Source organism: Porphyromonas bobii, assembly GCF_943169685.1.
Taxonomy (GTDB): Bacteria; Bacteroidota; Bacteroidia; order Bacteroidales; family Porphyromonadaceae; genus Porphyromonas; species Porphyromonas pasteri.
In genome coordinates this window covers 18,102-30,252 of record NZ_CALPBU010000006.1, presented here as the reverse complement: position 1 = coordinate 30,252, position 12,151 = coordinate 18,102, and the positions used below count along the sequence as shown (strand labels likewise).

The window sequence follows — 12,151 nt, the reverse complement described above, 5'->3', positions numbered from 1 at the left end:
TTAACTCTCACTAAACAGAAAGAGAAATGAATAACTACGAAACCGTTTTCATTCTTACTCCCGATTTATCTGAAGCTCAGGTAAAGGAAGCGGTCGCAAAGTTCGTCGGCATCCTCAAGGGCGAAGGCGCTGAGATCGTCAACGAAGAAAACTGGGGGCTGAAGAAGCTCGCCTATCAGATCCAGAAGAAGACGACTGGTTACTACCAGCTCGTTGAATTCCAGGCTCAGCCAGAGACCATCGCCGTACTCGAGACGCAGTTCCGTCGCGATGAGAATGTCCTCCGCTTCCTGACCTTCCGCCAGGATAAGTTCGCAGCTGAATACGCAGCAAAGAGAAGAAGCCGCAAGGCATAACCCATTAACGAAAGGAGAAAATAAAAATGGCTGCATCAGAAGTACGCTACCTCACTCCCCTGACCGTAGATAGCAAGAAGAAGAAGTACTGCCGCTTCAAGAAGAGCGGTATCAAGTATATCGACTACAAGGATCCCGACTTCCTCAAGCGTTTCCTCAACGAACAGGGTAAGATCCTCCCCCGCCGTATCACCGGCACGAGCCTCAAGTTCCAGCGTCGCGTCGCACAGGCTGTCAAGCGTGCTCGTCACCTTGCCCTGCTGCCCTACGTCACGGACAACATGGCTAAGTAAGGTCTATCCCCCCTTACTCATCCACTTAGTAACGAATAAACATAGAGGAGACAGAATACAATGGAAGTTATTTTGAAAGAAGACGTAGTCGGTCTCGGCTACAAGGACGATGTCGTCACAGTAAAGAACGGCTACGGTCGCAACTTTCTAATCCCCACCGGTAAGGCTATCATCGCTACGGAAGCTGCGAAGAAGATCCTCGCAGAGAACCTCCGTCAGCGCGCTCACAAGATCGCCGCTATCAAGAAGGAAGCCGAAGAGCGTGCCCAGAAGTACCAGGGCGTACGCCTCTCTATCACGGCTCACACCAACGTCGCTACGGGTAGCCTCTACGGCTCCGTCACGGGTGCTGAGATCGCTGAAGAGCTCACGAAGCTCGGCCTCGAAACCGACCGCAAGCTCGTCTACATCAAGGCTATCAAGGAAATCGGTAACTACACCGCTATCGTGCGCCTGCACAAGGAAGTGGCTGTAGAAATCCCCGTCGAAGTCCTCTCCGACGCTCCTAAGGCTGAAGAAAAGAAGGAAGAAGCTCCTGCTCCTGCTGAAGCTCCCGCTGAAGAAGAAGCACCTGCTGAAGCCTAAGGGATCACTCCCCATAAACTACACCCCGCCCCTACGGCACGTCCTACCTTGGACAGTCGTAGGGGCGGGATTCGTTTGTGCGCTGTATGAAGTAGGTAGAGGCAAAGTATAAATGATGCTTATATCGATATAGAGAATTTCATTTGTATAGATTCATTAACTCCCCTACCTTTGTAGTGTAATCATTAACACTTAATACGACAAGACAATGAACGTACTCTCAATCACTGGCCTCGACGCTAACCAGGTCGCACCTATCGTCAAGGGTCTCCAGCAGCTCCTCGCTGACTTCCAGGTATACTATGCTAACCTCCGCGGCTACCACTGGCACGTCCGTGGCCCTCAGTTCTTCACGCTGCACAGCCAGTTCGAGAAGATGTATGACGAAGCAGCTGAGTCAGTAGACGAGATCGCAGAGCGCATCCTCCAGCTCGGCGCTACGCCTGAGAACCGCTTCAGCGAATACCTTAAGATCAGCCAGCTCAAGGAGCAGACCAACGTCAGCGCCGCCAGCGACATCATCTCCGCTATCCTCGAATCGCTCCGCGTACTCATCGCCCAGGAGCGTGCCGCCCTCGCCCTGGCTGACGAAGCTGGCGACACGGCTACCAGCGACCTCCTCTCTGACCTCCTCGACGGTCAGGAAAAGACCGCTTGGATGGTAGCTGCCTACCTCGGCTAAGCACCTCGCTCCACGCGCGTACCTTATATATACGACCAGCCACCCCGCAGTCTCTCATCCCCATATATCAGGGGCGTGGAGACTGCGGGGTGGCTGCTTCATGAGCGTTAGCCGAGGAGAATTAGCTACTTTTGCAAGGAATTAACGATGCGCCGACAGCCCATGCACGACCTCAATCAGATCAAAGCCCCCGTGGCCGCCCTCGTGGATGACTTCCACAGCCAGTTCACTTCGATCCTCGCGACCAAGTCCGAATGGCTGAAAGAAGCCATCGAGCACCTCAGTGCCTCCACAGGGAAGCAGGTACGCCCTATCCTCACAGCCCTCATCGCGGGGCTGCTGCGTGGTGACGTGCCCCCACAGCGGAGCATCGATGCGGCCGTGCTGCTGGAGCTGATCCATACGGCGACGCTCATCCATGACGACGTCATCGACGAGGCAAAGACCCGTCGTGGCCGCCCCACCCTCGGGGTGCTCTTCGACAACCGTGTGGCGGTGCTAATGGGAGACTTCATCCTCTCCTCCGCCCTCGTGGGAGCTATCGCTCTGGCGGACCTACGTATCATGGGTATCGTCTCGGCTATCGGGCGCGAGCTCACCGAAGGGGAGATCCGCCAGTTCGAGACTGCCGAGGGCATCATCCTCGACGAAGCTACCTACTACGATATCATCTTCCAGAAGACCGCCGTACTCTTCCGCTCTTGTGCCGAGGTCGCGGCGATCACCGTCGAGGCCAGCGCCGCAGACTATGACCGTGCCGCCCGTATCGGCGCTGCACTAGGTATGGCCTTCCAGATCCGTGATGATATCTTCGACTACCACCGCTCTGACGTAGGCAAGCCCACGGGCAACGATATCCGTGAGGGTAAGATCACCCTCCCCCTACTCCACGTCCTCACCGAGCTTCAGAAGGAGGGTAAGGCAGCTTCCTACCTCCAGCTCCTCGCTGAGAAGCCCATCGCCGAGGAGAGCATCGAGCACCTCACCACCCTCGCCCACGAAGGTGGTGGTATGGACTACGCTTGGCAGCGCCTCTATCATTACATAGACGAGGCGAAGACGCTCCTCCTATCCTTCCCCGAGAGCGTGTACCGCTCCTCCCTCATCGACCTCGCCGACTACATCGCCGAGCGCACCATCTAACCCCCTTCTTCACGACATATCCTATTAGACAATGAGTACTAAGTCCGCCAACCGCACCATATCCGTCTCGATCTACGCCCTCGTCTGGATCGTACTGATCATCCTGCAGACCCTCGTGACGACCGTGCAGGGGACGCCCGAGATGTCGGTCTTCACCAATCCCCGACTCTACTACTCGACGTGGCTCACGGACCTCTATCTGGTCGTGATCTTCTACCTCAACTACTTCGTCCTCGCACCACGCCTGATGCGTCGCCGCCTCTTCCAGCCCTATCTGTGGATGACGCTGGTGGCTGCACTCATCGGCTTCATCATCCCCATCCTCTGCTATAGCCTCTGGGATCTCACGATGCCTGGCGTAGCCGAAGGCACGGTACCCGTCTCCTCCCTCGGCGTCATCGGCGTCGTAGCTGCGATGGCTATCGGACTCTCCGTCCGTGGGCTCTACGAATGGGACAGCCTCGGACAGGAAGTCCGCGCCCTCAAGGAAGAGAAGACCAAGTGGGATGCCGAGCGCGACGAACTGCAGCGTGAGCTCACGAACCTCAAGGCCAGCGTCGCTACCGCTGAGTCCAGAGAGGCACTCCCCTCTAGCGAGGAGACCACCGATACCCTCTAAAGCATGAAGAGACGCAGACGCTCCACACTCCGCGGGCATCAGCCCCCCAAGAGGAAGCGCCGCTGGCGTATCGCCCTCATCGTCCTCGCCGTCCTGCTCGTCGGGACAGGGATTCTCTTTAAGCTCCGCTGGCGTGCATGGTTCGGCAATGTGCCCGAAGAAGCCTACACGACCGAGCAGGCAGTGAGCCGCGTCACGCTGACGCCTGGCGAGGACTTCGCTTCACAGCGCACGATCACTTGGCTCTCGGGAGAGACCGCCCAGCCCGCTGAGCTTCTCCTACGTGCCATCAACGAGAAGGGCGATACCCTCCGCCCCATCTCCTTCGTCCCCACGAGCGAGATCATCGCTTCCCGCTCGGGCCGTGGTTGCTATTATCAAGTCCATCTCGACAGCCTCATCTCGGGGCGCAGCTACCTCTACACGATCCGTGTGCAGGGCACTGACCCCGTCTCGGGACGCTTCGCTATACCCAGCGAAGGCCGTGCGACGCACTTCGTCTATATGGGTGATGTGCAGGACCCTGGTATCGCAGAGAGCAAGCGCTACTTCGACTACCTCCGCCACGCAGCTGACTCCATCGACTTCTTCGCCTTCGCAGGTGACCAGATCGAGGGGCCTACGGATGCCTATTGGAGAGCGTGGTACACCAGCATCGGCAGCCTCACGCGCAGCATCCCCATCATCGCAGCACCAGGCAACCATGAGTACCTGAAGAAGGGCTTCGGGCGCGAACTCGACCCCCGCTGGGTACGTCAGTTCGGCTACCCTACCAATGGGCCGAAGGACTTCCTCGGGCGAAGCTACTTCATCGACATGCCGCTCCTGCGCTTCATCGTCATGGACACCACAGACATTATGGGTCTGGGTGCTATCAATCAGCATAAGGAATGGCTACGCTCTGCCCTCAAGGGCTCGCACCAACCTTGGCAGATCGTCCTCTTCCACCACGCCGTAGACTGCGTGCGTGACGGGCGAAAGAATCTGGTGATGCACTACGTCTTCAAGGACGAGCTCATCGAGGGAGGTGCCGACCTCGTCCTGCAGGGGCATGACCATGGCTATGCCCGTAGTACGACGCGCGGCGAAAAGGGTGACACCATCGCCCCTGCCTTCGTCATCAGCTCTGCCTCGCCTAAGGTCTACCGCAATGGCTTTGACGCCGTACACGACCGCTTAGGCTCAGGTCTCAAGCTCTACCAGCGCATCAGCGTCGACTCCGCCACTATCTCCTACGCCTCCTATCGCTTCCCCGAGCCCGTCAAGGGACATCCCGACAGCATCACCCCCGAGACGAAACGTCTCTATGACTCCATCGTCATCGACAAGGGCGCGGCCGGACAGCCCCGCGTGAGGGACTTCGCTCGCACGCTGCCCGAGCGCTTCGAGTTCGACTCCTTCGGCACCGACAGTAAGGGCCGTAAGAAAGCCGCTCAATATGCCAAGGAGGTGCGTGACCGCAAGGCCGCCCACGCCTCGCAGCACAATAGCTCTAAATAGTCCCCATATCAAGTCGCACACATAAATACATCAACCCTATGGACAGTCAGAAAGTAGACCTCTTCCTTGCCGCTAACCAGAAGTTCTTTAGCCCAACGCAGATCCTCACCATCAAGGACCGTCTGCTCGCCCTCGATGATGACAAGTTCACCCTGATCAACGCCTTGGACTACAAGGATCCCACGATGATGATCATCGTATCGGTCTTCGCAGGCTCACTCGGCATCGACCGCTTTATGCTCGGCGACACGGGCTATGGCGTGCTCAAGCTCCTCACGTGTGGTGGCTGTGGCATCCTGACGATCATCGACTGGTTCAACATTCAGGATCTGACTCGCAACCAGAACTACACCAAGCTCCTGCAGATCATCAGCTAAGTCCCCCGTCGGATAGCGTCCCTTCTCTCGGGGATGAATCACACTCCCCTCCCCCCTACACAGCCCCATCGCTCCCCCCTCAAGCAGCGCCGATATCTACTCATCGGGCTTCTGCTCCTCGGGGTAGCTGTGGGGCTGTATGCTTTTCTTGATCCAGCGACCTACCCCTTCCCTCGCTGCATCATCCGCTCCGCCACGGGCTATCGCTGCCCAGGGTGCGGACTCCAGCGCGCAGCTCACGCCCTCCTCCATGGGCACCTTACCGAAGCCTTCAGCTACAACCGCGCGCTCCTCTTCACCATCCCCCTTCTCCTTCTCTACGGCTACGCGGAGCTCTTCCCCCAGCGAGCACCCCGCCTCAGGCGCATCCTTCAGCATCCGCTGACCCTCGGCCTCCTCGTCATCGCTGTCATCGGCTGGTGGATCGCACGTAACCTCTTCGGCTGGTAGAGAGGAGCTTCTTCCCCCTTTCACTCATCCACTATCCCCACTCACTCCAAGGATGGAAAATGCAACCAGTACTGGTCGATAAAGCGACCAGTACTAGTCACAGCTCGGAGCAGTACTGGTTACTATGAGTGAGCAGTACTGGTTCGCGTGCCGACCAGTACTGGTCCACATCCCCCCCCTCCACAAGGCACATGCTACTTACCTCGCACAGCCTCCCCAGCAAAGTCTGCCACAGACGTCCGAGACACGAGCTGAAAGCGTGGCAGTTTGGCAGTATACAGATATTATTATACCTTTGCGGAGCTTTCCAATTAAGTAGAAGCCTTAAGCAGGCTGATAAGGAGAGGTGCTCGAGTGGTTGAAGAGGCACGCCTGGAAAGTGTGTAAACGCCAAAAGCGTTTCGCGGGTTCGAATCCCGCCCTCTCCGCAGTATATAGCATGAGCGATCAAGTGAGCGAGACTCTCTTCGTCGCTCTTTTTTTCTTTATCCCCACATCGGGGGAAGAGCCGAGGGCTACGGAGCACGCTCTGCAGCTCTACGCCTACGCACACCCGCAGGCAACTAAGATGGCATCGTCTTTGTTAGGATAAGAGTGGGACTAAGGCCGGATACGCCTGCCCGCTCAAACGACAAGACAACATAGATAACGAATGATAGAACAAAAGAAAACAGGCGGGTCAGGGCGTCCCTTCCGCTTCAACGAACTCTGGATCTACGCGATCATCCTCGCTATCCTCGGGGGGCTCTTCCTCTGGGATGGTGGCTTCGGTGAGAATAAGGATATGAGTTGGAACGAATTCCGCCAGATGATGAATCAGGGTGCCTTCACCCAGATCACCGTCGACCGCGGGGAGAAGACCGCCACGGCGCAGCTGAACAAGCGTGCTGCCGACAGTCTCTTCACCCACCGCTCTCCCGTGCTGGGTCGCGAGCAGAAGCGCATCGAGTACACGGTAAAGACGCAGATCCCTACCGTCGACCGCTTCGCCGAAGCCTACGACACGAGCGGCACGACCGCTAAGGTAGCCTACAAGGAAGAGAGCTCCCGCTGGATCTCTCTCACGGCCAATATCGTCCCCTTCATCATCATCGCCCTCTTCTGGATCTACATCTTCCGCCGCTCATCGGGTGGCGCAGGTGGCGGTGTAGGAGGTGGTATCTTCAATATCAGCAAGAGCAAGGCTCAGCTGTATGAGAAGGAGAGCACCTCAGTGACCTTCAACGATGTAGCAGGTCTGCACGAAGCGAAGGTTGAGATCGAGGAGATCGTCCACTTCCTCAAGAATCCCGCTAAGTACACGCAACTCGGGGGTAAGATCCCCAAGGGCGCACTGCTCGTAGGCCCTCCAGGGACGGGTAAGACCCTACTGGCAAAGGCCGTAGCAGGTGAGGCACACGTACCCTTCTTCTCGCTTGCCGGCTCGGACTTCGTCGAGATGTTCGTCGGCGTCGGAGCCTCACGCGTCCGTGACCTCTTCAAGACGGCCAAGGAGAAGGCCCCCTGTATCATCTTCATCGACGAAATCGATGCGGTGGGTCGTGCCCGTGGTCGCAACAACAACCTCGGGGGCAACGACGAGCGTGAGAATACGCTGAATCAGCTCCTCACCGAGATGGATGGCTTCGGCACCAATAGCGGTATCATCGTGCTGGCAGCTACGAACCGCGCTGACATCCTCGACGCCGCCCTCCTGCGTGCAGGCCGCTTCGACCGTCAGATCTATGTAGACCTTCCCGACGTCCACGACCGTAAGGAGATCTTCCTCGTGCACCTTCGCCCGCTGAAGATCGACGAATCTGTTGACGTCGACCTCTTGGCACGCCGTACCCCAGGCTTCTCGGGTGCAGACATCGCCAATATATGTAATGAGGCAGCCCTCATCGCTGCCCGCGCTGGCAAGGAGTTCATCTCCCGTGATGACTTTATGAACGCCGTCGACCGCGTCGTCGGTGGTCTGGAGAAGAAGAACAAGATGACCACCGAAGAGGAGCGTCACAGCATCGCCCTCCACGAAGCTGGACACGCCACGGTCAGCTGGTTCCTCCAGTACGCCAATCCGCTGGTCAAGGTCACCATCGTACCTCGAGGTAAGGCCCTCGGTGCCGCTTGGTACCTCCCCGAGGAGCGTCAGATCACCACTACCCAAGCTCTGCGCGACCAGATGTGCGCCACGCTCGCAGGTCGTGCCGCCGAAGAGGTCTTCCTCGGTCGCATCTCTACGGGTGCAGCCAACGACCTCGAGCACACCACGAAGACGGCCTATGCTATGGTCGCCTACTACGGTATGAGCGACAAGCTCCCCAACGTCAACTACTACGATATGCAGGGTGATGGCTATGGCCTGACGAAGCCCTACAGTGATCGTACGGCCGAGCTCATCGACGAAGAGGCTCGCGAGATCGTCCGTGTCGAATATGAGCGTGCTAAGGAGCTCCTCCGTGAGCATGCCGAAGGCCTCAAGACGCTGACGCAGCTCCTCCTAGACCGTGAGGTCATCTACACCGAGGACGTAGAGCACATCTTCGGCAAGCGCCCTTGGGTCAGTCGCACTGACGAAATGATCCTGGAGCACGAAGAAAAGAATCAGGAGAAGGAGCAGGGACAAGAACAAGAATCCACAACCCCAACAACAGATACAGAAGCAACATCGAATGAGTAACCTCGTCAAGCGAGCCATCTTCGGCTCCCTCTATGTAGGCCTGATCCTCGCGGCACTCCTGCTGCGTGAGCACCTCGTCTATATGATCGTCTTCGGCCTCTTGGCCTTCCTCGGTACCTGGGAGTGGTCGAACCTCGTGTCGACTCACCGCCTCTTCCCCCTGCGCCGCATCTTCGACGCTACGGCTGCAGTCTATCTCTTCTGGGCGACTCACGAGATCGCTGACAAGGGGATCGCGTACGCCGCCTTCCTCCTTCCCTACGCTGGCTACCTACTCTACATCTTGGTACGCAGCATCTACAGCGAGCGTCAGGCTATGCCGACCGACTTGGCGAAGGTGATCTTCGGACAGATCTATGTCGGGGGCTTCCTCAGCATCGCGAATATCTTCTACACCGATACCGATACCTCGATCATCCTCCTCACGATCTTCGTCTCGATCTGGGCCAACGATACGGGCGCTTATCTGGCGGGCTCGACTCTCGGACGTCATAAGCTCTTCCCCTCCGTATCACCTAAGAAGAGCTGGGAAGGCTTCGTCGGCGGGCTCATCGCAGCCGTCGTCGCTACGGGTCTTCTCCTCGGCTGGGAGCAGTGCTATATCGGTGTCATCATCTCTATCGCCGCTACGTGGGGTGACCTCTTCGAGTCGATGGTCAAGCGTAGTGTCGGTGTCAAGGACTCGGGCAATATCATCCCTGGTCATGGTGGTATCCTCGACCGCATCGACAGCCTCCTCTTCACGCTGCCCTTCGTGGCCTTCTTCCTCTGGGTACTCTATACCTATCAGCTGATCCACCTCGCCTAATTCTTTAGCTCCGATGAACGTCAGACTCCCCCTTGGTGCACGTGGCACCGCCCTTCTACTCTCGGCCTTTGCCTCGCTGTGGCTGCTCGCTTCGTGCGGTATAAGTGCCCGACAGAGCCGCCCCTCCGACCCGAAGCAGCCTGTGAAGCGTGAGTTCCGCGGCGCTTGGCTCCCGACGATCTACCGCAGCGACTACGCTTCGCTCTCTCGCGAAGAAGCCCGTAAGCTCCTGAGCAACCGCATCGCGCTCCTGCAGCGCCTCGGTTGCAATGCGGTGATCTTCCAGGTGCGTGCCGAGGGTGACGCTTTCTATAAGAGCACCCACGAGCCCTGGAGTAAGTACCTCACCGGTAAGCAGGGCGAAGCTCCTAACCCCTCTTGGGACCCTCTGGGCTTCGTCATCGACGAGTGCCACTCCCGCGGTATGGAGCTCCACGCTTGGGTCAATCCCTATCGTGGTGCAGGCAACGCTGAGGCTTATCTGGCGCCTAACCACGCTGCTAAGCACTCGCCCGAGCTCTTCATACGCCACGGCAAGCAGCTCTACATGGATCCAGGCAATCCACAGAGCATCCGCTATATCAGCACCATCGTCCGCGACATCGTACAGCGCTACGATATCGATGCCATTCACTTCGACGACTACTTCTACCCCTACCCACAGGCAGGCTTAGAGTTCGATGACGAAGAGTCCTTCAGCCGCTACGGCCTCACGGCAGGTTACCGTCCCGAGCAGAAGAACGAGTGGCGCCGTGAGAACGTCAACCGCCTCATCTACACGATCCGTCAGACCATCCTCGAGACTAAGCCTTGGGTGCGCTTCGGTATCAGCCCCTTCGGCATCTACCGCAACGAAGCCTCTTCACGCGAAGGCAGCAAGACCTCGGGCCTGCAGACCTACGATGACCTGCACGCTGACGTCCTACACTGGGTGCGTAAGGGCTGGGTCGACTACATCGTCCCTCAGATCTACTGGAATATCGGTCATCAGGCTGCCGACTACGCTGAGCTCACGCACTGGTGGGGCAAGCACACCCCTCAGAAGAAGGCACAGCTCTACATCGGCCAGCACGCTGCTCGCACGATGGACAGCGGTCAGCTCGAGGAGAAGCTCGCCCTCAGCCGACGGAACAGCAGTGGTAACTCCTGGTGGTCAGGCGAAGATCTCGTGAAGAACTACAAGGGTCTTGGCGATAGCCTCATCACCAGCTACCAGACCTACCGTGCGCTCCTTCCCGAGGTACACGGTGCTCTCGGTAAGACGAAGGCCCCTGCCGCTATCAGCCTCATCCTCGAGGACACCAACGAAGACGGGCATATGATCCTCTGGGATGACTACCGCGAGCCCAGCGATCCCGAGACGGCATTCTACTATGCCGTGTATGCCTTCCCCGAAGGTACGCGCCCCGATATCTCTGACGTGCGCTACCTGATGAGTATCTCTACCAATCCCTACTTCATACTGCCCAGCATGGAGCGTGGCACGACTTACCGCTATATGGTGACGGCCATCAACCGCTTCTGGCAGGAGAGCAAGCCCGCATCGATCCGCATCAGCTACTAAGGAGCTAAGCGCATCACCTGATATATAAGCCGAGGGGGCTACGGACGCAGTGTCCGTAGCCCCCTCGCTTTGCTTTGGGGATGAGGAAAGGGAGGCGCGTGCTACTTAGTAGGCGAAGAGTTCACCGTGCTGGCACCCGTGACGACCTGACCGATCACGACGGGCTGGCCTTGGTATCTGAGGTTCGAAGCTCCCGACACGCCATAGCTGATGGTATCGACATTCCCAAGGTCGAGGCGCGAAGCTCCTGCGAGAAGTGCCTCGACAGCACGCGTATGGAGCTGCTCAGCACGGAAGTCACAGGCCCCAGAGAGGCTCACCGATAGGTAGTCAGCCTGCCCTGAGAGGCGGATCGAGGAGGCACCCGAGGAGATGATCTCGAGGCTCTTAGCTACGTTCACCCAGCCACGGATGCCCGAGGCACCCGCTGTGCTGACGGAGAGACTGTCGGCGGTGAGGCGAAGGTCGGTGAGGTCAGACGCCCCCGAGAGGACGACGGAGAAGGACGACTGACGGAGGCTGTCTGGTACGGAGATATTAGCGGCATAGGTAGCCTCTACCCCGAGGAGCTTGGGTAGATACACATCGATGTGGGCGCTCTTCCCGCGCTGGACATCATCAAAGGGATCGACGCCCGTGCGCTCGTGGCGCGAACTGATGAGGAGGATGTTGTCCTTGACCTTCACCTCGATATCCTCACGGATACGCTTCGGCATTTTCTCATCAAAGGCGACGGCAGTCTGAGTGCCAACATGGACCGTCACGTTGAGGGGATAGTCGACGACGAGGTAATCGCAAGTAGGGAGGTTCTTGAGATCGACTTCGGTGAAGCCGACACGTGCCGTACGACGACACGAGATGATGAAGAGAGCCCCGAGGACAAGGGTGAGAGCCCCGAGGAGGAGTCTGCGGTAATGTGCCATGATAGTGTGCGTATTGGACTTGTGTTTGTGGATCTTAGTACTATCAAAGGTAGCATTTCCTCACAAAAGCAAAGGATATGCAAGCAAAGAGATAGATCTCCCTTGCCTTTTGGCACAACGAGGCGTCTTTTGAGGGTGCAGAAGAAGCCCGCTCGCTATGGGGAATCTCTACCTCTATAGTGGAGGGTG

At 57.9% G+C, this 12,151-nt stretch carries 13 protein-coding genes and 1 tRNA gene; 13 read left to right on the top strand and 1 reads right to left on the bottom strand.

Annotation, left to right across the window (positions count from 1 at the left end; translation table 11 throughout):
- Positions 1-26 precede the first annotated feature (26 nt).
- The 13 genes from rpsF to KO088_RS06590 all read left to right on the top strand — a co-directional run bounded on the left by rpsF (position 27) and on the right by KO088_RS06590 (position 11,039).
- On the top strand, positions 27-356 hold the full coding sequence (gene rpsF / locus KO088_RS06650; protein WP_009433752.1) for a 30S ribosomal protein S6: 330 nt from the start codon (positions 27-29) through the stop codon (positions 354-356).
- Between the two features lie 26 nt (positions 357-382).
- A complete protein-coding gene (gene rpsR / locus KO088_RS06645) occupies positions 383-649 on the top strand; it encodes a 30S ribosomal protein S18 (protein WP_009433795.1) in 267 nt (88 codons plus the stop codon).
- A gap of 60 nt (positions 650-709) precedes the next feature.
- Positions 710-1,234: a 50S ribosomal protein L9 gene (gene rplI / locus KO088_RS06640; protein ID WP_009433798.1), complete on the top strand. Its 525-nt coding sequence runs from the start codon at positions 710-712 to the stop codon at positions 1,232-1,234.
- A 208-nt stretch (positions 1,235-1,442) separates the two neighbouring features.
- Positions 1,443-1,916, top strand: coding sequence for a Dps family protein (locus KO088_RS06635; protein WP_215494085.1), 474 nt, complete (start codon positions 1,443-1,445; stop codon positions 1,914-1,916).
- A gap of 147 nt (positions 1,917-2,063) precedes the next feature.
- Positions 2,064-3,059, top strand: coding sequence for a polyprenyl synthetase family protein (locus tag KO088_RS06630; protein WP_251419855.1), 996 nt, complete (start codon positions 2,064-2,066; stop codon positions 3,057-3,059).
- Positions 3,060-3,090: 31 nt separating this feature from the next.
- Positions 3,091-3,678 (top strand): hypothetical protein, encoded by a 588-nt coding sequence (locus KO088_RS06625; RefSeq protein ID WP_215494084.1) that lies wholly within the window; start codon positions 3,091-3,093, stop codon positions 3,676-3,678.
- Between the two features lie 3 nt (positions 3,679-3,681).
- A complete protein-coding gene (locus KO088_RS06620; protein WP_215494083.1) occupies positions 3,682-5,178 on the top strand; it encodes a metallophosphoesterase family protein in 1,497 nt (498 codons plus the stop codon).
- Between the two features lie 38 nt (positions 5,179-5,216).
- Positions 5,217-5,555 carry a TM2 domain-containing protein gene (locus tag KO088_RS06615; RefSeq protein ID WP_044115489.1) on the top strand — a complete coding sequence of 113 codons (339 nt, stop codon included), beginning with the start codon at positions 5,217-5,219 and terminating at the stop codon, positions 5,553-5,555.
- A 33-nt stretch (positions 5,556-5,588) separates the two neighbouring features.
- The gene (locus KO088_RS06610) at positions 5,589-6,005 is read left to right on the top strand and encodes a DUF2752 domain-containing protein (protein ID WP_215494082.1); all 417 of its coding nucleotides are present in this window, start codon (positions 5,589-5,591) and stop codon (positions 6,003-6,005) included.
- A gap of 340 nt (positions 6,006-6,345) precedes the next feature.
- A tRNA-Ser gene (locus tag KO088_RS06605) sits at positions 6,346-6,433 on the top strand.
- Between the two features lie 224 nt (positions 6,434-6,657).
- Complete coding sequence (gene ftsH / locus KO088_RS06600) at positions 6,658-8,667, top strand: ATP-dependent zinc metalloprotease FtsH (RefSeq protein ID WP_215494081.1); 2,010 nt, start codon at positions 6,658-6,660, stop codon at positions 8,665-8,667.
- Positions 8,660-9,475 (top strand): phosphatidate cytidylyltransferase, encoded by an 816-nt coding sequence (locus tag KO088_RS06595; RefSeq protein WP_215494080.1) that lies wholly within the window; start codon positions 8,660-8,662, stop codon positions 9,473-9,475. Before ftsH ends, KO088_RS06595 begins: the two co-directional genes overlap by 8 nt.
- Before the next feature lie 13 nt (positions 9,476-9,488).
- A complete protein-coding gene (locus tag KO088_RS06590) occupies positions 9,489-11,039 on the top strand; it encodes a glycoside hydrolase family 10-like protein (RefSeq protein ID WP_215494079.1) in 1,551 nt (516 codons plus the stop codon).
- A gap of 101 nt (positions 11,040-11,140) precedes the next feature.
- On the opposite strand, the gene KO088_RS06585 is transcribed toward KO088_RS06590, so the two are convergent.
- Positions 11,141-11,962, bottom strand: a complete 822-nt coding sequence (locus tag KO088_RS06585; RefSeq protein ID WP_215494078.1) for a GIN domain-containing protein — start codon at positions 11,960-11,962, stop codon at positions 11,141-11,143.
- Positions 11,963-12,151: the final 189 nt, after the last annotated feature.